18 protein-coding genes and 1 pseudogene are annotated in these 23539 nt (G+C 71.7%); 7 read left to right on the forward strand and 12 right to left on the reverse strand.

Annotation, left to right across the window (positions count from 1 at the left end):
- Positions 1-27 precede the first annotated feature (27 nt).
- The gene (locus EDD90_RS32760; protein ID WP_385680272.1) at positions 28-576 is read left to right on the forward strand and encodes an acyl-CoA thioesterase; all 549 of its coding nucleotides are present in this window, start codon (positions 28-30) and stop codon (positions 574-576) included.
- 36 nt (positions 577-612) lie between these two features.
- Here the strand turns inward: EDD90_RS32760 and EDD90_RS32765 are convergent, their stop codons facing one another.
- Both EDD90_RS32765 and EDD90_RS32770 read right to left on the reverse strand, forming a co-directional pair.
- Positions 613-741 carry a hypothetical protein gene (locus EDD90_RS32765; RefSeq protein WP_260328244.1) on the reverse strand — a complete coding sequence of 43 codons (129 nt, stop codon included), beginning with the start codon at positions 739-741 and terminating at the stop codon, positions 613-615.
- 146 nt (positions 742-887) lie between these two features.
- Positions 888-2315 (reverse strand): LCP family protein, encoded by a 1428-nt coding sequence (locus EDD90_RS32770; RefSeq protein ID WP_260328246.1) that lies wholly within the window; start codon positions 2313-2315, stop codon positions 888-890.
- Positions 2316-2564: 249 nt separating this feature from the next.
- Here EDD90_RS32770 and EDD90_RS32775 point away from each other — a divergent pair, with 249 nt between their 5' ends.
- Positions 2565-3599 carry a glycosyltransferase family 2 protein gene (locus tag EDD90_RS32775; protein ID WP_123976505.1) on the forward strand — a complete coding sequence of 345 codons (1035 nt, stop codon included), beginning with the start codon at positions 2565-2567 and terminating at the stop codon, positions 3597-3599.
- An 18-nt stretch (positions 3600-3617) separates the two neighbouring features.
- Here EDD90_RS32775 and EDD90_RS59125 read toward each other — a convergent pair.
- The 6 genes and pseudogenes from EDD90_RS59125 to EDD90_RS32805 form a co-directional block, all read right to left on the reverse strand.
- Positions 3618-3770 (reverse strand): annotated as a pseudogene (locus EDD90_RS59125) (LytR family transcriptional regulator); the annotation flags it as partial.
- Positions 3700-4008 carry a hypothetical protein gene (locus EDD90_RS32785; protein WP_123976506.1) on the reverse strand — a complete coding sequence of 103 codons (309 nt, stop codon included), beginning with the start codon at positions 4006-4008 and terminating at the stop codon, positions 3700-3702. The gene EDD90_RS32785 and the pseudogene EDD90_RS59125, both read right to left, overlap by 71 nt.
- 209 nt (positions 4009-4217) lie before the next feature.
- On the reverse strand, positions 4218-5849 hold the full coding sequence (locus EDD90_RS32790) for an LCP family protein (RefSeq protein WP_123981908.1): 1632 nt from the start codon (positions 5847-5849) through the stop codon (positions 4218-4220).
- Between the two features lie 241 nt (positions 5850-6090).
- Positions 6091-7818, reverse strand: a complete 1728-nt coding sequence (locus tag EDD90_RS32795) for an LCP family protein (protein ID WP_123976507.1) — start codon at positions 7816-7818, stop codon at positions 6091-6093.
- 243 nt (positions 7819-8061) lie between these two features.
- A complete protein-coding gene (locus EDD90_RS32800; protein ID WP_123976508.1) occupies positions 8062-9117 on the reverse strand; it encodes an LCP family protein in 1056 nt (351 codons plus the stop codon).
- Positions 9118-9340: 223 nt separating this feature from the next.
- Positions 9341-10096 (reverse strand): TIGR03089 family protein, encoded by a 756-nt coding sequence (locus EDD90_RS32805; RefSeq protein ID WP_123976509.1) that lies wholly within the window; start codon positions 10094-10096, stop codon positions 9341-9343.
- Positions 10097-10225: 129 nt separating this feature from the next.
- Between EDD90_RS32805 and EDD90_RS32810 the strand changes: the two genes are divergently transcribed.
- Positions 10226-11740, forward strand: coding sequence for a peptidoglycan recognition protein (locus EDD90_RS32810; RefSeq protein ID WP_398926195.1), 1515 nt, complete (start codon positions 10226-10228; stop codon positions 11738-11740).
- A 162-nt stretch (positions 11741-11902) separates the two neighbouring features.
- Entirely contained in the window at positions 11903-12985 is a 1083-nt protein-coding gene (locus EDD90_RS32815) for a sugar phosphate nucleotidyltransferase (RefSeq protein ID WP_123976511.1), read from the forward strand.
- A gap of 229 nt (positions 12986-13214) precedes the next feature.
- Here EDD90_RS32815 and EDD90_RS32820 read toward each other — a convergent pair whose 3' ends face one another.
- From EDD90_RS32820 to EDD90_RS32835, 4 genes are all read right to left on the reverse strand, one after another.
- Positions 13215-14228 (reverse strand): DNA-3-methyladenine glycosylase, encoded by a 1014-nt coding sequence (locus tag EDD90_RS32820; RefSeq protein ID WP_123976512.1) that lies wholly within the window; start codon positions 14226-14228, stop codon positions 13215-13217.
- 167 nt (positions 14229-14395) lie between these two features.
- The gene (locus EDD90_RS32825) at positions 14396-15730 is read right to left on the reverse strand and encodes a coenzyme F420-0:L-glutamate ligase (protein WP_123976513.1); all 1335 of its coding nucleotides are present in this window, start codon (positions 15728-15730) and stop codon (positions 14396-14398) included.
- A complete protein-coding gene (gene cofD / locus EDD90_RS32830; protein ID WP_123976514.1) occupies positions 15727-16686 on the reverse strand; it encodes a 2-phospho-L-lactate transferase in 960 nt (319 codons plus the stop codon). Before cofD ends, EDD90_RS32825 begins: the two co-directional genes overlap by 4 nt.
- Positions 16687-16741: 55 nt before the next feature.
- Entirely contained in the window at positions 16742-17242 is a 501-nt protein-coding gene (locus EDD90_RS32835) for a cysteine dioxygenase family protein (RefSeq protein ID WP_123976515.1), read from the reverse strand.
- A gap of 618 nt (positions 17243-17860) precedes the next feature.
- On the opposite strand from EDD90_RS32835, the gene EDD90_RS32845 reads away from it, so the two are divergent.
- The 3 genes from EDD90_RS32845 to EDD90_RS32855 all read left to right on the forward strand — a co-directional run bounded on the left by EDD90_RS32845 (position 17861) and on the right by EDD90_RS32855 (position 23484).
- Positions 17861-18124, forward strand: coding sequence for a WhiB family transcriptional regulator (locus tag EDD90_RS32845; RefSeq protein ID WP_003975777.1), 264 nt, complete (start codon positions 17861-17863; stop codon positions 18122-18124).
- 213 nt (positions 18125-18337) lie between these two features.
- Positions 18338-21997, forward strand: a complete 3660-nt coding sequence (locus EDD90_RS32850; RefSeq protein WP_123976516.1) for a glycosyltransferase — start codon at positions 18338-18340, stop codon at positions 21995-21997.
- Positions 21994-23484: a DUF5719 family protein gene (locus EDD90_RS32855; protein WP_123976517.1), complete on the forward strand. Its 1491-nt coding sequence runs from the start codon at positions 21994-21996 to the stop codon at positions 23482-23484. Before EDD90_RS32850 ends, EDD90_RS32855 begins: the two co-directional genes overlap by 4 nt.
- Positions 23485-23539 lie beyond the last annotated feature (55 nt).

Genomic DNA, 23539 nt, shown 5'->3' on the forward strand with positions numbered 1-23539 from the left:
ATGTCGCTTCGGCATAAGGTGGGGGCCATGACAGACCAGGCCCCCGAGGCGGAACTCGACATACCCGGCAAGCCGACGTCCGCGTCCCGGACCACGCTGAGCCACATCATGACCCACGGCGACACCAACCTCCTGGGCACGGTGCACGGCGGTGTGATCATGAAGCTCGTCGACGACGCCGCGGGTGCGGTCGCCGGCCGTCACTCGGGCGGTCCCGCCGTCACCGCGTCCATGGACGAGATGGCGTTCCTGGAGCCGGTCCGCGTCGGCGACCTGGTCCATGTCAAGGCGCAGGTCAACTGGACCGGCCGGACGTCCATGGAGGTGGGCGTGCGGGTCCTGGCCGAGCGCTGGAACGAGTCGACCCCCGCCACCCAGGTGGGCTCGGCCTACCTCGTCTTCGCCGCGGTCGACGCGGACGGGAAGCCGCGCCGGGTGCCGCCGGTGATCCCGGAGACCGAGCGGGACCGCCGCCGCTACCAGGAGGCCCAGATCAGGCGGACGCACCGGCTGGCGCGGCGGCGGGACATCAGGGAGCTGCGGGAGCGCCGGGTGGCGGAGGGCTTCGAGGACTGAGCAGCGACTGAGCGGCGTGAGCAGCGCCCTGCCCGGTCAGGGGCCGACCGGGGCGTCCCCGCGGAACGCGCCGGCCACCACGGGGACCAGCTGCCGTTCGATCCGCTCGGCGGACAGGGCGGCCAGCTCGGTGCCGATGGGCGCCAGCGCGAGCCAGTTGAGCATGCCGGCCGTACAGCGCGTGCGTACTCGAAGATGTACTCCGACATGGGCGTGAAGTGGGACTGGGCCGGCGCGGTCGACAACCACTGAGCCGCTTCCCGGTGGGTGATGCCCGGCGCTGTCGGCCGCGCATCACCCACCGGCTCCCGCTAGCAGACCTTCTCGTCCCCCCGGATGACAGCAGGCTCCCCCTGCGGTGCCGGATCGTCGGCCCGCACCTTCCGGGCCTGCCCCTTGAAGTCCGCCCCGGCCGTCACCCGCAGCACCGGCCCCAGCCCCTTCACCGCCCGCAGCTCACTGCCCGGCAGAGCCGCCGCGAGCGACCGGGCCGACCGGTCCCAGCGCGGGTCGAAGGAGATCACCGTCCGCTTCACGTCGTGACGTGCCGCGGTCACCGGCTGCCGGTTCGTCGCGAAGCCGGTCGCCGCCAGTGCCGCGTCCAGCCGCCGGGCGAGCCCCGCCGTCGCCGTGCCGTTCTCCACCTGTACGTGGATCTGCTGCGGCGCGACCTCCACGGTCACCGGCACCGGACCGCGCGGCCTGGCGGGCGTGGGCGTGGGCGATGCCGGCGATGCCGAAGGTCCCGACGACGCCGACGGTGCCGGCGTCCCCAGCGGTTTGTCGTCGCGCATCGACTGGAACAGCTGGGCCGCCCTGGCCTCGTCCCACTTCAGCGTCGAGCCGATGCCCTTCACGACGTACCCCATCTGCCCGATGGGGACCGTCGTGAACTCGGACGAGGACGGGGAGAAGTTCCGCATCGCCCGGCCGAGGTCCAGCAGCTCGTCCGTGCCGAAGCCCGTGTCGGCCCGTACGGAGCCCAGCACCGCCCGTGTCACGTCCCGGAACCTGATCGGGTTGAGCAGCACCCCGGACGACGCCGCCCGCTCGATCAGCGCGGCCATGAACCGCTGCTGCCGCTTCATCCGGCTCAGGTCGCTCGCCACGTCGACGTGCCGGGACCGGACGTACTGCAGGGCCTGCCCGCCGTTCAGCTGATGGGTGCCGGGGGAGAGGTTCAGGCCGGTGTAGGAGTCCTTCAGGGGCTGGGCCGTGCAGATCCGGACCCCGCCGAGCGCGTCGACGGTCTCCATGAAGGAGATGAAGTCGACCTCCAGATAGTGGTCGATCTTCAGATGGGTCATGTCCTCGACCGTGCGGACGGTCAGCTGCGGGCCGCCCTCCGCGTAGGCCGCGTTCAGCTTGATGGGATGGGCGGCGCGCTGCTGCCCCGTCGTCTCGTCGACATGCGCCGGGACCTCGACGTACGAGTCGCGCGGCAGACTCACCACGGTCGCCCGCTCCCGGTCTGCCGAGATGTGCACGATCATGATCGTGTCGGTGCAGTGGCAGGGCGCCCCGCCCAGCCGGTACCTGCGCCGCTCCTGCTCGGTGATCTTGTCGCGGCCGTCGGTGCCGACCAGCAGGACGTTCATGCCGTGCCCCGCCCGGGGCCGGTTCTTCATGTCCTTGAACGGGTCGACCCGTGCGATGTCCGCGTCCAGGCTGGCCATCACGGAGTGCCCGATCCCGGCCGACGCCAGCACCACCACGGAGAGTGTGGTGACCGCCCGCATGGCCCAGCGCGGCCGCCGGGGCCTCGTGGGTCGTACCGGCGGCCGCGGGGCCTGACGGGTGGGCTGTGGTCGGCGCTGCGGCCGGGCGGGCCGGACAACGGACCGGGGCGGGCTGGCGGGCAAGGGACACCTCCGGACGAGGCCGTACGTGGGATCCGTAAGGACGGTAGGCCGATACGACCTTCATCCCGCGACTTGGCCCCGGCGGCGCGCACCGGTGTCCCCCGTTCGCGGTAACGTGAGCCCCCTATGAACGCCAAGCCCGACGTGCGGCACCCCGCAGTTTCTGTGATCATGCCCGTCCTCGACGAGGAGCGGCACCTGCGCGGGGCCGTCGAAGCGATCCTCGCGCAGGAGTACGCCGGCGAGCTGGAGGTCGTGATCGCCCTCGGTCCGTCCAAGGACCGCACGGACGAGATCGCGGCCGAGCTCGTGGCCGAAGACCCGCGTGTGCACACCGTCCCGAACCCGACCGGGCGCACCCCGGCCGCACTGAACGCCGCGATCAAGGCCTCCCGGCACCCGATCGTGGTCCGCGTGGACGGCCACGGCATGCTCTCCCCGAACTACATCACCACCGCCGTACGGCTCCTGGAGGAGACCGGCGCGATGAATGTCGGCGGCATCATGCACGCCGAGGGCGAGAACGCCTGGGAGCACGCGGTCGCCGCGGCCATGACCTCGAAGATCGGCGTCGGGAACGCCGCCTTCCACACCGGCGGTGAGGCCGGCCCGGCCGACACGGTCTACCTGGGCGTCTTCCGGCGCGAGGCGCTGGAGCAGCAGGGCGGCTACAACGAGGAGTTCATCCGCGCCCAGGACTGGGAGCTCAACTTCCGGATCCGCGAGGCCGGCGGGCTGATCTGGTTCTCGCCGGAGCTGAGGGTGTCGTACCGCCCGAGGCCGTCGGTGAAGGCGCTTGCCAAGCAGTACAAGGACTACGGCCGCTGGCGGCACGTCGTCGCCCGCTACCACGAGGGCTCCATCAACCTGCGCTACCTCGCCCCGCCGGTCGCCCTGTGCGCGATAGCGGCCGGGATCGTGGCCGGTGCCCTGGTGACCCCGCTCGGTTTCGTGATCCCCGGCGGATATCTCGCCGCGATCGTCGCCGGGTCCGTCCCGGCCGGCAAGGGGCTGCCGCTCAAGGCGCGGCTGCAGATCCCGGTCGCCCTCGCCACCATGCACATGACGTGGGGGTACGGCTTCCTGACCAGCCCCAGGTCGCTGGCGAAGCGGGTCATCGCGTCCCGTCGCCCCGCGGTGCTCAGCCCTTCTTCCCGCTGAGCACCGCCCCTCGCGGGTTCACCAGGTGTAGTCCGGGTCCACGTGCATGCACGCCTTGGTGTCCGAGGCGTTGAGGGCGCTCGCCGAGGCCGGGGTGGTGTCATCGTCGTCGGCGGTGTACCTGGTGCCCGAGCGCCAGTCGGCGCCCACCACCAGCGTGACCCCGGAGACGGCCCCCGATGTTCAGGTCCGCCTTCTTCAGGTTGCTGTTCAGGTGCTCGTAGTACAGGTATCCGGCGGTGGCGGTGCCGGCCATCGCCAGGGCGAGGACCGAGGCCGACCAGCGTATGACCCGGCGTCTGCGGCGCTTCCGGTCGCCGTCCGTCCCGCCTCCGCGCCGTCTTCCGCCGGGCCCGCCGGCACCGGCTGCCTGGGTCGTGAGGGGCATGGTGTCGTCGATCACCGACACGTCGGACACCTCCCCTCGCACACCGCTGCGCACCACCGCTGCCCGCCTCCCGCTCGCACCTGCCACCACGCCCGGAACTCCCGGGCACCTGAGCACGGCGGCAGTGTCATGCAGCCGTTCAGGAGTTGCCTGTGCTTACCTGTGCGGACCTGTGTGTGAAGAGACCGTGCCGCCTGTAATGACCCTGTATGGGCAGGCGGCACGGGCTGTCACCAGCGATAGGGTCCGTACACGTCCATGCACTGCTTGGTGTCCGAGCCGTTGATCGCGTCGGTGTTGTCCGGCAGGTCACCGGCCTTCGGGGCGGACTGCTTCGGGTACGAGGTGCCCTCGCGCCAGTCGGCCCCGACGACGAGCGTGACGCCCGACACATCGGTGCTCTGCTTCACCTGGTCCGTGGGGATCCCCAGCGCCTTGGCGACCGCCTGGGCGTCGCCCTGCAGGTCCGCGCTCGGGTACTCCACCACCGTCTTGTCCACGGACTGCGCGCTCGCCGAGGTGTCCGCCGAGGCCTGGGTGTAGCCCTTGGCGATCAGCTCCTGGGAGACGGTCCGGGCCCGGCCGGGGACCGCGGCCTCGGTGGAGGTGCCGGTGGCGTTCCGCACCAGCGCCCCGAGCCGGCCGGCGGAGACGGAGGGCTCCTTGGCCGGCGTGGCGGTCGCGGTGCTCTTCTTCTTCGAGCCCGAGTCCTTGTCGTCCTTGCCGTTCTTGTCGAACGCCACGTCGTCGCGGAGCATCTGCCACATCTTGTCGGCGTTGGTGCCGTCCGGCACCAGGTGGTCCTTGTTCTGCGGGTCCTCGACGTTCGGCATCGTGAGCGAGGTGATGCGGTCCGTCGGCACCGACTTGAGCTGCATGGCCAGGTCGTAGAGCTTCTTCGGGCTGCCGATCTCCTCGGAGACCGTCAGCGACTTGGTGGCCGCCTCCGCCAGGTCCATCAGCCTGCCGGTGTCGGTGAAGACGTTCTGCCCCTTCAATGTGCGGATCATCGAGTTGAGGTACATGTGCTGGGCCTTGGCCCGCAGCGGGTCGCTGCCCCAGGCGTGCCGGGTGCGCAGCCACTGCAGGGCCTGCTTGCCCTCGACCTTGTGCGTGCCGGCCGTCATCTTCAGCCCGGAGCCGCCGGACACCGCGGCCGTCGGCCGGTCCCACACGTTCTGGTTCACACAGACGTCGACGCCGCCGATGGCGTCCGCCATGCTCACCACGCCCGCGAAGTCGATCGTGATCCAGTGGTCGATGTAGACCCCGGTCAGGTTCTCCCAGGTGGCCAGCGTGCAGCCGGCGCCGCCGCGGGCCAGCGACTCGTTGATGATGGTGTTGGTCGCCGGGTACTTCTTGCCGGTTACCGGGTCCTTGCATCTGGGTATGTCGACCCGGGTGTCGCGCGGGATGCTCACCATCGCGGCGCTCTTGCGGTCCGCGGACAGGTGGATCAGCATCTGCACGTCGCCGAGCGGCGGGCTGCCCCGGTCGTACTTGGCGCCGCCGAGCTTCACGTTCGCGTCGGAGTTACGGCTGTCGGAGCCGATCAGCAGGATGTTCAACGGCGTCTGGCCGGCCGCGTTGGCCGCGCTCTTCTGCGCCTTGGCGTCGCCGCTGCTGCGCTGGCCCTTGTGGATGTTGCCGTTCAGATGCTGGTAGTAGAGGTAGCCGGCACCGGCGGTGCCGAGGACCACCACCGCCAGCGCGGTCGCCGACCAGCGCAGTGCCCGCCGTCCGCGTCGGGGCCGGCCGCCGTTCGAGCCGTCGCCGGAGCCGCCCTTGCGACGCCCGCCGCCAGTGGCGCCCGGCCTGACGGGTGCCTCGGGTGTCTTCGGCGCCTTCGGTGCGAGGGACATCGTGTCCTCGACCGCAGGCACCTCCCTCCGCACATCGCTCTGCGTCAACTCCCTGCCCTCCCCACCCTGCGCCCAGCGCGCACAGGCCCGCCGTCACGCCCCCCGTCGGACGTCCCACGGACCACACGGGTCCGCCCCGCGCCCGGTTAGACGCATGACAGACCCAGAGGGTTACCTGCTTATTTGGTAAGACTTGATGTCACCCGATGACAACTCCGTGCCACCGGGCGTCCGTTCGCCGCTATTTGGCGCACGTCACCTTGTCTGCCGTGGTCTTGCTGTCCACGTCCGGCGCCTTTGTCGGGGTGGTGAGGGAGACCCCCGCCCCCTGGAAGTCCTTGCCCAGCGTCAGTGTCATCGCGGGCAGTCCCTGGGAGTTGGTCACGCTCTTGCCAGGCTTCATCGCCGAGCCGGACAGGCCCAGGAGGCTTGCCAGTTCACGTGCCTGGGCGGCCTGGTCGGGGGCGTACTCCAGCGTGGTCTTGGCGAGTTCGGCGGGCGCGTTGCCGGCGTTCTCCGACTTGAGGACGCCCTCGTCGTTCTGCAGCCAGCTGAGGGTCTCCTGGGCGCTGCCGGGCGGGGCACCGCCGTTGAGGATCCGCACCCGCACCTCGGAGGCCTTGGACTTGCTACCTTCGAGACGGGCGGCCGCGGCGTCCTTGCTGGCCTGCGCCTGCTTCTTCTTGACGTCGGTGAAGGAGACGTCGTCCTTGATCGCCTGGAAGACGGCGGGGGCCTTCGACTCGTTGACCACGACGGTGACCGGGACCTTCTCGGCCGGGTTGTCCAGTACCGGGATGGTGGTGAAGGTCAGGTTCTTCGGGTTGAGCTTGCCGAGCTCCAGACCCAGGTCCTTCAGCTTGTTGATGCTGTCCAGTTGGGAGTCGACGGTGAGCGCCTTGGTGCCGACCTCGGCCAGCTTCAGCAGCTTCGTCGGGCTGGAGAGCGTCGAGTTGGAGCTGAGCTTGCGCATCAGCGCGCTCAGGAACTGCTGCTGGAGCTGGATCCGGCTCAGGTCACCGCCGAAGCCGACCGAGTGCCGGGTGCGCACGAAGGCCAGCGCGGTCTCGCCGGAGATGCTGTGGGTGCCCTTGGACAGCTTCAGATGCGACTGCTTGTCGTTGATGTCCTTGGCGAGACAGACGTCGACCCCGCCGACCGCGTCGGTCAGCGTCTTGACCGCGTTGAAGTCGGCCACCATGAAGTTGTCGGGCTTGATCCCGGTCAGCTCCGTCACCGTGCGCACGGTGCAGCTGGCCGTACGGCCGTCCTGGCCGAGGCTGGTGTTGAAGCGGACGTCGGTCGTCCCCGGGATGACCTTCGTGGTGCCGTCGGACTGTGTGGTCGGGCAGTCCGGGACGTCCACGATCAGGTCGCGCGGGATGCTCAACGCGGTCGCGTTGGAGCGGTCCTTGGAGATGTGCAGCAGGATGTTGGTGTCGGCGTGCCCGACGCTGCCCGCGTCGCCGTACCCCTCGTTGCCCTTGCCGGTGCGCTTGTCGGTGCCGATGATCAGCAGGTTGATCGCCTTGTCCTTGCTGAAACCACCGGTGCTCGCGCCGTCGTCGGAGACGGACGTGATGTTGTCGTTGAGGTGCTTGATGTACAGATAGCCGGCGGCCGAGACGGCGACCAGCACGAAGGCCATCGAACCGCCGGTCCACAGCAGCGCCTTCTTGGCCTTCGACTTCTTCTTCACCGGCCGTCGTGAGCGCCGCCCGGCCGGCGGCTCGGGCTCGCTGCGCCGTCGCCGCTGCCCCGGCACCTCCGGGCTCGCCGTCTCCCGCGTCCCGCCCGGGGCGGTGTGCGACGACGTCGCTCTGCGCGGTCCGGGCACCGCCGACGACTGTGGTGACGACTGCGGTGCGGAAGGCGTCAGTCGCAGTTCGTATTCACCGGTGTTCGGATTGAGCACCCACTGGTCTGCGGGATCGATGTTGTCCGCCCGCCCACGGCCTTGCGCGTCCACGGTTGTCCGAATCCTCCGTCGGGGGCCACGCGGCGCCTTCCCCCCACCAAGGCGCTCGGTCACGTTTCGCGGTGCACGACCCCAGGACGGACCTCGCGGCCGGGTACACCGGAGCGCTCACACTATCCGCCCGGTTCAGCGTCGAGTGACGCCAGTGACAAATTCATCCTCCCTACAAGCGGGCAATCCATCTCATTTAACTGACATCGAACAGCGCGGAAGTTCGCCGCCTTGGCGAGTGCTTTACGTGCAACTGTCCTCAGCGGCGGTGTTCCCGTGAAACGCGGGCGATGCCGAGTCCCCGGGAGAGGTGTTCTTCTTGGTCACCGTCACCGGCCGGTCGGCCCGCAACAGAGAGAAAAGCGCGTCCGCTCTGCCCGCCACGAGCTGGTCGCGATTGGAGTCGTACACATACGGCTCCCGCGGAACAGTGAGGAACTGCACATGTTCCGTGGGGATGGCCCGCACCCCGCGCACCAGTTGGTACAAACCCCGCAGACTGGCCAGTTCCGGATCGGTGGTGAGCGCCGAGGTCGCCGCGTCCAGCAATGGATAGAGCTTCGCCGGGTTCAGCAGTACGTCGCTGCTCTGGACCTTGCTGACGAGCGCCCCCAGGAACCGCTGCTGACGGTCCATCCGCCCGGTGTCGCTGCCGTCCCCCAGCGACTTGCGCGCCCGTACGTACCCCAGCGCCTGCTCCCCGTCGAGGGTGACGCGCCCGGCGGGCAGCCGCAGCTTGGCCGCCTTGTCGTCGATCGGCTTCTTCAGGCACACCTGCACCCCGTCGATCGCGTCGATCATGTCCTTGAACCCGCTGAAGTCGACGACGACGTAATGATCGACGCGGATGTCCGTGAGCTTCTCCACGGTACGGACGGTGCACGCCGAACCCCCCACTTCGAAGGCCGAGTTGAACAGCGTGAACGAGGGCTCGCCACGGTGCCCGTCGCTTTGCAGGCAGCCGGGCACGTGCACCATCAGATCCCGGGGCAGGGACACGGCGGTGGCGCTGCGCCGGTCGGCGGCGAGATGCAGCAGGATCGTGGTGTCGGACCGCTCGGTGCCCGAGTCCTTGCCGTAGCGGCGGTTCCCGTCCCCGGCACGGGTGTCCGACCCGATGACCAGAATGTTCTGCGCGCCCCGCACCAGCGCGGTGGGGCGCTCCCGCTCGTACCGGGCGAGCTCGGCGGCGGCCGCGTCGTCAGCGGTGATGTTGTCGCTGAGCTTGGTGTAGAGCGCCCAGCCGCCACCGAGGCCACCGGCGAACAGCACTCCGGCGCCGAGAGCCGTCCCCCGCATCCAACGCCGCCGACGCCGCCGGGCAAGTCCGGGCCCGGTGGCTGATGCCCCTACGACGTCGGTCACTGTTCAACAGTGCCTCGGGGGAGGGAGTGAAGGCGGCGGCAACTACTCCGTATGGGTGAGTGGCCCTGCCTTCTTGGGGGCGCCGGGCTGTGCCGATCTGCGGCTACCGCCGCGTGGGCGCGACAAGCCCCCACCGGGCCGCGGATATATGGCGACCTCATCGCGCCGAGGCGGTGACCCGCTCACTCTCGATCCGCTTGGCGATCCCTTCCTCGCCCAGTTCCTCCAGATGCCGGCACAGGACCACGGACCCCCCGGCCGCGAGCGGCGCGTACAGCCCCGCGCTCAGCCCGCCCCAGGTGTCGAACCCCAACCCCGAAAGCAGCCGAGATCCGGGCCCGGTCAGATCCAGCCCCGCCGCATCCCCGAGCGCCCGCTCCACGACCTCGGCGCCACTCATCTCCGCGCCCGCGACGATCAGAGCGGGCTCGTCCGGATCCACGGGCGAGAACGGCACGAACCGGTCCCCCTGGCTCGGCACCTCCACCGCGTAGTCCACGAACCCGTCCGGTGGCTGCGGAAAACGGCCGCCCAGCGGCCGCAACGCGAGCGCGACCCGCTCTCCCCGGCAGGCCCTGGCCGCCTCCAACGAGTCCGGACCGCTCACCACCACGTCGGCCGCAGCCGGGTCCCCGGCGATGTCCGCCACCACGCCCACCGACGAACACGCCAGCAGCCACACCGCTGTTTGCCAGTGCGCGGGCAGCAGCAGAGCCACCCGGTCACCCGGCTCCGTGCCGAGGTCGCCTTGCAGCAGATTCGCCGTCTTGGCCACCCAATTGGCGAAGGTGGCCACGGACAATTCGACGCGTTCGCCCGTGGCGTCGTCGTAGAAGGTCACCAGGGGGCGTCCGGGATCCGCGGCGAGCGCGGAACGCAGCAGGTCGGCAGGGGTGCGATCGGTGGCGTTCACCCGCGCAAGCGTACGCCGCGCCCGCCGCCCCCACCGGCCGGCGGGGCCACCGGTTCGGCGCAACCGCTTCCTACGGGCCGTCAGATCCCGTATGGACATATTTATCTGACTATGTTCAAGATCAGGAGCATGCGTGGACTCCTGACTTCCTCGATCGGCGTCACCTGCGCGGCGGCCCTCACCCTCCCGCCGGCCGTGCTGAACGTGCCGTCCGCAGCCGCCGCACCGGCGGAGCTGACCACGACGACCACCCTCCAGGGCAGTACCCAGTCGCTGCCCCTCACCCCCCGCACCCGCGAGCGCGTCCTGGGCCGGGCCCCCGAACAGGGCGTGTACAGCACCGACGTACGGCACTTCTCGCTCGTCGGCGTCATCTGGGACAACCCCGGAACCGAACTCGACGGCCGGGTCCAGGTCCGCACCCGGGCCGCCGCCACCGGCCGCTGGTCGGGCTGGCAGGACGTCGAGACCCGCAACGCCGACCACGGCGCCGACCCGGGCACCGCGGAGGCCGCCTCGGGCCGTGTCCACGGCGCCACCGCGCCCCTCTGGGTGGGCGACTCGAACGGAGTGGACGTACGCGTACGCGCCGGAGAGGGGAAGGCGGGGGGAGACGGGGACGGGGACGCAGTCGATGCCGGCCCGGGCGGCGGACCTTCCACCGGCGGACCCGACCCGCTGCCCGCAGGTCTGCGTCTCGAACTCGTCGCCCCCGGTGGCCCCGGTGGCCCCGGTGGCCCCGGTGGCCCCGGTGGCCCCGGCGGCTCCGGCGGCTCCGGCGGTCCCGGCGGTCCCGGCGACGAGTCCCCGCTGGACGGCCCGCCGCCCCTCGGCCTGCCGGTCGACGGTCCCTCGGTCGACGGTCCCTCGGTCGACGGTCCCTCGGCCGGGGGCGCCGGCACCGCGGACGACGCGTCGGCGGACGTCAACGCCGGCCTCGCGCCCGTCGACGCCACCGAGATCCCCGCGCTGAACCGGGAGGACACCGAGCTCGAACTGGAGGAGCTGACCGGTGTAGACGTCTCGCGAGGGAAGCCGTACATCGGACCGCGCCCGAAAATCGTCACCCGCCGGGGCTGGGGAGCCGACGAGTCGCTGCGCGAGAAGGGGTTCGTCTACACGGGCAAGATCAAGGCGGCCTTCGTCCACCACACCGCCTCCGGCAACGGTTACCGCTGCTCCGAGGCCCCGTCCGTCATCCGCAGTATCTACCGCTACCACGTGGTGAGCATGGGCTGGCGGGACATCGGCTACAACTTCCTCGTCGACAAGTGCGGAACCATCTACGAGGGCCGCGCCGGGGGAGTGGCGAAGGCCGTCAGGGGCGCCCACACCCTGGGCTTCAACAACGACAGCATGGGCATCGCGGTGATCGGCACATACGGCTCGCACCAGCCGTCCTCCGCGGCCGTGACCGCCGTCGCCAAGCTCACCGCATGGAAGCTGGGCCTTTTCGGGGCCAATCCCAAGGGAAAGACATATCTGAAGTCCGGTGGTGGCAATCTCTACCCAAAGGGGAAGAACGTACGACTGAACGTGATCTCCGGCCATAGGGACGGGTACGCCACCGAGTGTCCCGGCGTGAAGCTCTACGCCAAACTCGGCTCGGCCCGGACCAGCTCAGCGCGACTCCAAGGACGCTGAGTACGGGGCTCGCGGTCAACGCCATCGAAGACAGTCGGGGGAAAACCGCACGTCGATGCCGCGCGTCTCCGCGTGGCCGTCGAGGGCGCCGTCGCACGGTCTGCATACACTGGCCGGCCGACAGAGAGTTCGGCCGGTCCCGGCAGGAAGCAGAGACGACAGGTGACAGAAGCGATCCTTCTGGTCGGCGGCAAAGGCACCCGGCTGCGTCCGCTCACGGTCCACACGCCCAAGCCGATGGTCCCGGCGGCGGGCGTGCCGTTCCTGACGCACCAGCTGGCCAGAGCCAGAGCGGCGGGCGTGGAGCACATCGTGCTCGCGACGAGCTACCTGGCGGAGGTCTTCGAGCCGTACTTCGGCGACGGCGCGGCACTCGGCCTGCACATCGAGTACGTCACCGAGGAGGAGCCCCTCGGTACGGGCGGCGCGATCCGCAACGTGGCCTCCCGGCTGCACTCGGGCCCCGACGACCCGGTCCTGATCTTCAACGGCGACATCCTGACGGGCCTGGACATCCGCGCCCTCGTGGCCACGCACGAGTCGACGTCCGCCGATGTCTCCCTCCACCTGACGAAGGTGGCGGACCCACGCGCGTACGGTCTGGTCCCCACCGACGAGACCGGCCGGGTGCTGGCCTTCCTGGAGAAGCCGCAGACGCCGGAGGAGATCGTCACCGACCAGATCAACGCGGGGGCGTACGTCTTCCGCCGCTCGGTCATCGACACGATCCCGGCGGGCCGTCCGGTGTCGGTGGAGCGCGAGACCTTCCCGGAGCTCCTGGCGGCCGGCGCCCACCTCCAGGGCATGGTCGACTCGACCTACTGGCTGGACCTGGGCACGCCCGCGGCCTTCGTCCGCGGCTCGGCGGACCTCGTCCTGGGCCGCGCCCCGTCTCCCGCCGTCCCCGGCCGCTGCGGCGACCGTCTGATCCTCCCCACGGCCCGGGTGGCGGCGGACGCGAAGCTGACGGGCGGCACGGTGGTGGGCGAGGGCGCGTTCGTCGCGGAGGGGGTGCGGGTGTTCGGCTCGACGATCCTCCCGGGCGCCGTGATCGAGCCCGGCGCGGTCATCACCGACTCCCTGATCGGCAAGAGCGCCCGGGTCGGCGAACGGTCGGTCCTCACGGGCACGGTGATCGGCGACGGCGCGGTGGTCGGCGCCGACAACGAACTGCGGGAGGGCGCGAGGGTGTGGTGCGACGCGATGATCCCGGCGGGGGCGGTGCGGTTCTCCTCGGACCAGTAGGGGTGGTGCGGGCCGCTGTTTGACCGCGGGCGCGTGGGGGCTGGTCGCGCAGTTCCTACCCCCAGCCTTCGGCTGGGGGTACCCCCAGCGCCCCTGACGGGGCGCTGCCCAGCCGTTTCTCATACAGCCGCGGGCAGTCGTGCCGCTTGGGCGGCACGGGTGGGCGCGGGCGGCACCCTGCCAGCGCCGGTAGGCGTCCCGCCCCCGCCCAGCCTCCACCCCGGGTCGCTTACAACTGACCGATATCCCCGCGCGGCATCTTCGGCGCCCGCCTCGCCGGTGTCTGCCCGCTCAGCAGGATCAACCGGGTCGCCCGGTGCCGCTGCCCCGCGTACGGCTCCAGCAACCGCAGCATCGCCTCGTCATCGGCATGCCGGTCCCCGGCCAGCGCCCACCCCACGATCCCCGGCAGATGCAGGTCCCCGACCGTCACCGCGTCCGCCGCCCCATGACTGCGCTGCACGGTCTCCGCGGACGTCCATGGCCCCACCCCCGGCACCACCTCCAGCCCCGCCTGGGCGTCCGCAGCCGCCATCCCGACGGCCTGTTCGAGCCGCGCGGCGACCCGCACCGCCCGCAGGATCGTCGAGGCACGCTTGTTGTCGACCCCGGCCTTGTGCCACTCCCACGACGGGATCAGCGCCCAGGTGCGGGGCGCCGGCATCACCCACATCGGCCGCTCGCTCACCCCGGCGGGCCCGGGCGCCCGCTCCCCGAACCTCCGCACCAGCAACCGCCAGGCCCGGTACGCCTCGTCGGTCGTGACCTTCTGCTCCAGGACCGACGGGATCAACGACTCCAGCACCAGCCCGGTCCGCGTCAGCCGCAACCCCGGCCGCCGATGCCGCGCAGTGGCCACGACCCGGTGCCGGGGCACGAAGAGGGCGGGATCATCGGCCGAGCCGAGCATCTCGGGCAACTGCTCCAACAGCCACTCGGCCCCCGGTCCCCAGGCCTCCCCGCGCACCTCACCGCCGTACGCGGCGACCCGCAGCGTTCCGGCCCCGGCGGGCGTGAGACTGGCCCGCCACACGGACCCGTCCCGGGTGGCCCGAAAGGTGGGATCCCCGGGCCCACGCCGCAGCGGCCCGAGCACAAGCCCCAGATCGAGCGCCCCTTCGGGCTTCCACACCCGAACGCGCCCGGCTGCCGCGGCCTGCCGAGGCACCCCACCGGCGGGTACGACAACCTGCCCACCCCGCACAGTCGTACGAGTGGGCCTCGGAGCGAACCGTCCAGCCACGAAAGATCCCGGATGTGTGAGATGCCTGCTGTGAACTATGAGCCTAGGTGCAAACGCCCCGTCAGAGGCGCGGGGCTGTGCGGCTGCCGCCGCGTGGGCGCGACCAGCCCCCGCGGACCCGCACCCGCCCGCGAACCCGGTTCCCCCGAACCATAGGCACTCTCAACTCACCGCACCTCGATGAAGTCCCAGACCTCCCGCGCCGCCCTCTCCCGCGGCTCCTCCGCAGCCTTCCCCACAGCCACCGCCCCCATCGGATCCCACCCCTCCGGCAGATCCAACACCTCCCGCACCACGTCCCGGCAGAACATCGTCGACGAGACCCACGCCGACCCCAGCTGCTCCCCGGCCAACGCCACCAGCAGGTTCTGCACCCCGGCCCCCGCCGCGACCACGAACATCTCCCGCTCGGCGGCGTCCCGTCGCGCGTCCCCGTACGTGTGCGACCCGTCCATCACCAGACAGGGCACGACCAGATACGGCGCGTTCCGCAGCACATCGCCGCGCCGCACCCGCTTCGCGATGGACTCCTCCGACCTGCCGTCCTTCCTCAGGTCGGCGATCCACGCCTCGCGCATCGCGTCCAGCAACCGGACGCGTGCCTCCTCCGACTCCAGCAGCACGAACCGCCACGGCGTCGTGTGGTGCGGCGCCGGCGCGGTCACGGCCGCGGCGACCGCCCGCCGTACCGCCCCGGGGTCGACGGGATCGCCGGTGAACGCGCGGACCGTCCGCCGTAGCGTCACCGCTTCCCGGACCGCCTCGGACGTGCCGAGCCGGAACATGTCGCTGCCCGCGTCCCGGACCAGCGCCCGCGCGCCTTCGACCTCGTCCCCCGCCTCGGCCACGACGTGCGCGAGCCCACGCACCACGGCCACCGGCATCCCCGTGGCCTTGCCCTTCACCAGGTCGCCCGCGGCGGCCAGTTCGTCGGCCGTGGCGACGACCGTCGAGACCAGCGGATTGCCGTACGCGTCCACGCCCCCGCGCAGGTCGTCCAGCACCCGCACCCCGGCGGCGCCGATGGTCACATCCGTGAGTCCCGCGCGCCAGGGTCGCCCGAACGTGTCAGTGACGACCACGCCGACGTTGACACCCAGTGCGTCCCGCAGACCCGCGCGGACGGCCTGCGCCGAGGCGTCGGGATCCTCTGGCAGCAGCAGCACGGTCCCGGACGGGGTGTTGGAGGCGTCCACGCCCGCCGCCGCCATGACCAGCCCCTGCCGGTTCTCCACGATCCGCAGGGCCCCGCGCCGGGCCACCACCCGCACGGTCTCCGCGTCGATCGCCGCCTCCCGGTCGGCCGCCTCGACGAGCCGCCCCTCGGCCTTGGACACGATCTTGGACGTGACGATCACCACGTCCCCGTCGGCCAGCCCCGGCTCGGCCGCGGCGATCAGCTTCGCCAGGTCGTCGCCCTGCTGGACCTCGGGGATCCCGGCCGGCGCCCACACCCGGTACCCCGGCACCGCGTCACCGGTCGTGTCGGTCGTCTCGGTCATACCCCGCGCACCTCCTCGGCCAGCGCCAGCGCCTCCCGCGCCATCTGCGCGGCCGCGTCCAGGTCGGTCATCATCAGCGGTACGGCCCGGCAGCGGATGCCGGCCGTCTCGATCCGCTCCACACTGCCCGCGTCCACGGTGTCGACGAGCCAGCCGTCCAGCAGCCCCGAGCCGTAGTGCTCGGCGACCGCCGCCGCCGTCGACTCCACGCCCACCGCCGCGAGCACCTTGTCGGCCATCCCGCGCACCGGCGCGTCCCCGACGATGGGGGAGAGGCCCACCACCGGCACCCCGGCGCCCGCGATCGCCTCCCGGATGCCGGGCACCGCGAGGATCGTGCCGACGGAGACCACCGGGTTGGACGGCGGGAAGAGGATGACGTCCGCTTCGGCGATGGCCTCCAGGACGCCCGGCGCCGGCTTGGACTGCTCGGCGCCGACCGGGACGACCGCCTCGGCGGGCACGGACGCCCGCAGCCGTACCCAGTACTCCTGAAAGTGCACGGCCTTGCGCTCGCCGTCGACCTCGACGGCCACATGGGTCTCGACCCGGTCGTCGGTCATCGGGATCAGCCGCACGCCCGGCTTCCAGCGGTCGCACAGCGCCTCGGTCACCGCGCTCAGCGGGTATCCGGCGCCCAGCATCTGCGTGCGCACGATGTGCGTCGCGAAGTCCCGGTCGCCGAGCCCGAACCAGTCGGGCCCCACCCCGTAGGCGGCGAGCTCCTCCTTGAGGTGGAAGGTCTCGTCGGCCCGCCCCCAGCCCTGCTCCTCGTCGATGCCGCCACCGAGCGTGTACATCACCGTGTCGAGGTCCGGGCAGACCTTCAGCCCGAAGAGGTGGATGTCGTCCCCGGTGTTGCCGATGACGGTCACGTCGGCGTCCGGCACGGCCTGCTTCAGACCGCGCAGGAACCGGGCACCGCCGATACCGCCTGCCAGAACCACAATGCGCATGAGCCAAGTCTTGCAGGCGGGTCGGACAACGCGGCACGCGTCATGGTGTTACGGGTCACGCGGTCACGGGACGCGCCTCGCACACGGCGGCGGTGGCCGTGTGCATCTGCATCTCGGTCAGGCCCGGGTAGTACACGTGCAGGCTCACCGCCGGCTCCAATGCGTCGTTCACCACCTCGTGCACATACCCCGGCGCGAACACCCGCTGCGCGCCGGCGTCCAGTGCGCGCGTGCCCCGCTCGGTGCGCTCGGTCAGGGCGCCCTCCAGGACGGTCAGCACGCCGGAGGAGCGGCCGTGGTCGTGCAGTCCGCTGCCCTGCCCGGGCACCCAGGACAGCAGCCACACCTCGTAGCCGGGGCCGGTGCGCAGCCGGTGGTACCAGCGACTCGTCGCGTCGTACTCGACCAGGTGCTCCCACTGGGAGCGGTCGGCGGCGATCGCGCGGGCGAGGCCGACGAACTCGGCCACGGTGACCGGGTGCTCGCGCGGCGGCTGCAGCAGGTGCGGGACTTCGAGGATGTCGCCGGCGATCTGGAGGTCGTTGTCGCTGTTCATGGGGTGCGGTGGTTCCTCAGTGAAGAAGGTCAGAGGGGAACGAAATGCGAAAACCGAGTCCGGTGGACTCGGTCTGCAGCTGGAGCGGCCGGGATGCGGCTATGGCTCAACAGCTGGAACAGCAACAGCTACAGCGAGCGCGGGCAGCACCGTGGGACCCGGCGGTGCGGGTCGAGGTGAGCGCCATTTTCGCGAGCATGCCCACTAGGACATCGGTTCACACCTCCGCTGTCAACTCGACGCCCGGTATGTGGGACCGGTTTCACCTCATCCGGTTCATCTCTCTGCCGAAAGGTTTGTTCAGTGGGCACCCGGGACACATGGCGCACAACCGGGCGCGTGAGTCACTTCGGAACGCGATCGAACATCTGGGCGTCCTTCTCCGTACAACCTCTGTATGGGGTCGGAGGCCCTCCAGGGCCTCGTCTGCATGTCAAGGTTTATGCCGATTTGAACACTTTCCGCACGGCCTTGGTTCCGCAGAGTGAATAACGGGCCCAATAGCAGATCTCGGCTTGACTCGCCCGGAGCAGCACACTTGTAATTTCACTCGTGTCGTTCAGCCGAAATCGGCAGCGGCCACGGCACGGGGACGCGAAAGACGGACGAGGGGCGCACATGACCGAGCTGGTGCAGCAACTGCTGGTCGACGACGCGGACGAGGAGCTCGGCTGGCAGGAGCGCGCGCTGTGCGCCCAGACCGACCCCGAGTCCTTCTTCCCCGAGAAGGGCGGCTCCACCAGAGAGGCCAAGAAGGTCTGCCTCGCCTGCGAGGTGCGCTCCGAATGCCTCGAGTACGCCCTCGCCAACGACGAGCGCTTCGGCATCTGGGGCGGACTCTCCGAACGGGAACGCCGCCGCCTCAAGAAGGCCGCCGTCTGAGAGGCCGCCGTCCGAGAGACTGCCGCCCGAAGCGGGCGTCCACCCAACGCACACATCTGATCTGCGCGAACGGCCCGTCGCCAGTGGGTTATCCACAGGCGGCGGGCCGTCGACATGCCCAGCCGATAGTGTGGGCGCTCGTCCGAGACGCCTCGCCGCAACCAGCGGGCGCAGGAGTCCACCGCAGTCCATCGAACCGGGGCCCGTACCTCGATGTCCGTGCACAGCCACACGGCAGCCCAAGACACGGCTGCCACACCAGAGTTCCCGCGTCATGTGGTGACGGCGGTCCTCGTCTCCCACGACGGTGCCCGCTGGCTGCCCGACGCCCTCGCCGGGCTGCTCGGCCAGGATCGCCCCGTCCAGTACGCGGTGGCGGCCGACACCGGCAGCGCGGACGACTCCGCCCAGCTGCTCTCCGAGTCCCTCGGCGACGGCAACGTCCTGCACCTCGCCCGCCGCACCGGCTTCGGCCAGGCGGTCGAGGAGGCGGGCCGCGCCGCGCCCGTCCTCACCCCGGACGACCTGCCGTACCTGAAGCGGCCCAGCGGCTGGGACCCGGTCACCCGCCAGTGGCGCGACGACGCGTACGACATGCCCGAGCTGCCCCACGGCGAACCCGTCCAGTGGCTCTGGCTGCTGCACGACGACTGCGCGCCGGAACCCGACGCCCTCGCCCAGCTGCTGCGGGTCGTCGACAACGAGATGGAGCTGGGCCGTGACGACGTCGCGGTCGTCGGCCCCAAGCTGCGCGGCTGGTACGACCGCAGGCAGCTCCTTGAGGTCGGCGTCACCATCGCCCACTCCGGCCGCCGCTGGACCGGCCTGGACCGCCGCGAGCAGGACCAGGGGCAGCACGACCACGTGCGGCCCGTGCTGTCCGTCTCCACCGCCGGCATGCTGATCCGCCGCGACGTCTTCGAGGAGCTCGGCGGCTTCGACCGCCGGCTGCCCCTGATGCGTGACGACGTCGACCTGTGCTGGCGCGCGCACAACGCCGGCCACCGCGTCCTGGTCGCCCCCGAGGCCGTCGTACGGCACGCCGAGGCGGCCTCGCGCGAGCGCCGCGCCGTCGACTGCGCCGGCCGCACCACCGCCTCCCCGCACAAGGTCGACAAGGCCGGTGCCGTCTACACCCTGCTCGTCAACACCCGCACGGCCATGCTGCCCTGGGTACTGCTGCGCCTGGTGCTCGGCACCCTCCTGCGTACGGTCGCCTATCTCGTCGGCAAGGTCCCCGGACAGGCCCTCGACGAGATCCGCGGTCTGCTCGGCACCCTGCTGCGACCCGAGCGGATCATCACCGGACGCAGCAGGCGCGGCCGCTCCCAGCTGGACAAGGGCGAGCTGCGCCCGCTGTTCCCGCCGCCCGGCGCCACCGTCCGGGCCACCGTCGAGCAGGCCGCCGGTGAGTTCTTCGGCGGCGACGACGAGATCTCCGCGGCCGGCCGGCACGGCGGCGCGGTCGAGTCCGGGCCCGGCGGCGACGACGCCGACTTCCTGGAGATCGAGCAGTTCGCCCGCCTCAAGCGCATCGCCCGCAAACCGGGCCCGGTGCTCTTCCTGGCGCTGCTCCTCGTCTCCCTGGCCGCCTGCCGCGCACTGCTCGGCTCCGGCGCGCTCGCGGGCGGCGCCCTGCTGCCCGCCCCGGGCAGCGCGGGCGCCCTGTGGTCGAGCTACCTCGACGCCTGGCACGCGGTCGGCGCCGGCGGCACCCCCGCCGCCCCGCCGTACCTGGCGATCGTCGCCTCGCTGGCCTCCCTGCTGTTCGGCTCGACCGGGCTCGCCGTCACCGTGCTGCTCGTCGCCTCGGTGCCGCTGGCCGGGTTCACCGCCTACTTCGCCTCCCGCCCGCTGGTCACCTCGCGCCTGCTGCGCGCCTGGGTCGCCATCGCCTACGCCTTCCTGCCGGCCGCCACCGGTGCCCTCGCCGGCGGCCGCATCGGCACCGCCGTCCTCGCGATCCTGCTGCCGCTCACCGCCCGCGCGGGCGTCGCGGCCAGCGGCCTCGCCAACTCCTCGGGGGCGCGCGGCAGCTGGCGGGCCACCTGGGCGTACGCGCTGCTGCTGACCATCACCACCGCGTTCACGCCGATCGTCTGGCCCATCGCCCTGATCCTCGGCATCGCCGTCCTGGCCGTCCGCCGCACCGACCTGGTCGCCTCCGCCCTGCGCCTGCTGGCCCAGCTCGGCACCCCGCTGCTGGTCCTCGCGCCCTGGTCGCTGACCCTGCTGCCGTTCGGCTTCTTCAAGGAGGCCGGGCTGGAGTACGGCGCCTCGGCCGCCTCCGCCCTCGACCTGCTCGGCGCCAGCCCCGGCGGCCCCGGCACCCTCGACGGGCTCATGCTCATCGGCGTCGTGCTGGCCGCGCTCGCCGCCCTGCTGCGCTCCGAGCGCCAGTCGGCGATCCGCACCGCCTGGGTGGTCGCCCTGGTCGGTCTGGTCTTCGCGGTCCTCTCCAACAGCTCCACCTGGGCGGGCCCCGCGACCCTCGTCTACGGCATCGCGATCCTGTCCGCCGCCGCGCTCGGCGCCGACGGGGCACGCGCGCGTGTCGCCGAGCAGAGCTTCGGCTGGCGCCAGCCGGTCGCCGCCCTGATCGCCTTCGCCTCCGCCGCGGGCCCGCTGCTCCTCGCCGCCGGCTGGATGATCGCGGGCGCCGACGGCCCGGTCGAGCGCCGCGACCCCAGCCAGGTGCCCGCCTTCGTCGCCGAGGACAGCACCACCAGCGACCAGGTCCGCACCCTGGTCCTCGACAGCGACAGCACCGCGCACGTGGACTACATGCTGGTGCGCGGCTCCGGCGCTCGCATGGGAGACGCCGAGGTGGCCGCCGCCGACGGCGAGAACGCCAAGCTCGACAAGGTCGTCGCCAACCTGGTCGCCGGCTCCGGCGCCGACCAGGCCGACCAGCTCGGCGGATTCGCGGTGCGCTACGTCCTGGTCCACAAGGGCGCCTCGCGCGACATCACCCGCGTGCTGGACGCCACGCCCGGCCTGAGCCGGCTCAGCCAGCAGGACGGCAGCGCCCTGTGGCGCGTCGACCAGCAGGTCTCCCGCGCGATGATCGTCTCCGCGAACGGCTCCGGCACGCCGGCCTCCGTCGCCGCCGGCCCGGTCGAGATCCACAGCACGATCCAGTCCGGCGCCGACGGCCGGATCCTGCGCCTGGCCGACTCGGCCGCGCCCGGCTGGACGGCCACCCTGGACGGCAAGCAGCTCACCCGCACCACCGTGGACGGCTGGGCCCAGGGCTTCGAACTCCCGTCCTCCGGCGGGAAACTCGACGTCACCTACGACACCCCGTTCACCCACACCGCCTGGCTGTGGGCCCAGGGTGCCCTCGCCGTCGTCCTGGTCGTCCTCGCCCTGCCCGGCCGCCGCCGCGACGTCGACGACGACCTCCCCGAGGAGCAGCCGATCCCCGCCCAGGCCGTCGAGGGCGAGGGCCGCCGCGCCCGCCGTCTGCGCGCCCAGGCGGAGGCCGAGGAGGAGACGGCTCCGGAGGACGAGACCGACTTCCCCGAGCCCGCTCCGGCACCCCCGGAGGAGCAGCCTCAGGTCGCTGTCCCGCAGCAGCAGTCGTACGACGAATGGGACCCCGCCTCCTACCCGGCGGCCGACGGCTACAACGCCGGCTACGCCGACCAGTACCAGGACACGGGCGCCGGCCAGTACCAGCCGGGCGGCTACGACCAGCAGACGTACGACCCGTACCAGACCGGCCAGTACGACCCGTACGCCTACGGCGGGCAGCACGGGCAGACCGCGTACGACCCGACGTACCAGCAGGGCTACGACCCCGCCTATGACCCGGCCGCCCAGCACCACCACGGCACCGGCGGCGAGCACCACGACGGGAGCCAGCAGTGAACCGCACCACCCTGTCCCTGCTCGCCGGTACGGCCGCCCTCGCGGCGGTCACCGGGTTCGCCGCGCTGAACCCGCCGGCCACGTCGGCCGCGCACACCGCCGAGGCGGCCGCCCAGCTGCCCGTGGAGCGCACCACGCTGCTGTGCCCGGCGCCGAGCCTCTCCGACATCGCCGACACCTCGTACACGTCGTTCACGCCCGTCACCAAGGGCACCACGAGCGACGGCAAGGCCGCGCTCCAGGCGGCCACCGAGCAGTCGGTGGACGGGACGGGCGGCGGCAAGAAGAAGGCGTCCAAGCCGGTCCTCACCCCGAAGGCGCCCGGCACCCCGGTCACCGGTGACACCTCCGGTGCCGACGGGCCCGCCTACGTCGGCACCGCCGAGGGCAGCTACGCGTCCGGCTGGACCGTCCAGGAGACCACCGAGGTCGCCGCCGGCACCGGGCGCGGCCTGCAGGGCGTCAACTGCACGCCGGCCGACACCGACTTCTGGTTCCCCGGCGCCAGCACCGCCGCGAGCCGCACCGACTACGTGCACCTCACCAACCCCGACGACAGTGCCGCGGTCGTCGACATCGATCTGTACGGCAAGGACGGCCAGCTCAAGTCCACGGTGGGGGAGGGCATCTCGGTCCAGCCGCACGCCAGCGAGCCGGTCCTGCTCTCCACGCTCACCGACGAGCGGCAGACCGACCTGACCGTGCACGTGAACGTGCGCAGCGGCCGGGTCGGCGCAAGCGTGCAGGCCCTGGACGACAAGACCGGCGGCGACTGGCTGGCCGCATCCGCCGACCCGTCCGGCAGCCTGGTGCTGCCCGGCATCCCCAAGGACGCCACGGACGTCCGGCTGATCGCCTTCACCACCGGCGACGCCGACGCGGACCTGAAGGTGCGCCTGGCCTCCCCGAACGGCACCATCACTCCGGCCGGCAACGAGACACTGCACGTGAAGTCGGGCATGACCACCGCGGCCGACCTCGGCGACGTCACGCGCGGCGACGCGGGCTCGCTGATCCTCACGCCCACCGACCAGTCCGTCCCGGTGGTGGCCGCCCTGCGCGTCACCCGCGGCAAGCCCGGCAAGCAGGAGACCGCGTACATCCCGGCGACCGCGCCGATCGGTACGCGCGCGACGTCCGCCGACAACAGCGGAAAGGGCACCACGCTCTCCCTGACCGCCCCCACCGCCACCGCCCAGGTCAAGGTCACGGCGTCGGCGGGCAGCGAGGGCGGTACGGCGGTGTCCAAGACGTTCACGATCAAGTCCGGCACCACCCAGGACGTCGACGCCCCGGTCCCGTCCGGCCTGAAGGGCACCTACGCGCTGACCGTGGAGACCGTCTCCGGCGGCCCGGTCTACGGCGCCCGCACCCTGGCGGCCACCGAGGAGGGCGTCCCGGGCTTCACGATCCAGACCCTCCCGGACGACCGCGGCACGGTGGCCGTACCGGTGGCCGACCAGAACGTGTCGGTGCTGCAGAAGTAGAAGCAGAAGCGGAACCAGAAGGGGGGAGTGCCGGGGGCCACCAGGAGGACAACCC

The organism is Streptomyces sp. Ag109_O5-1, assembly GCF_003814875.1.
Lineage (GTDB): Bacteria > Actinomycetota > Actinomycetes > Streptomycetales > Streptomycetaceae > Streptomyces > Streptomyces sasae.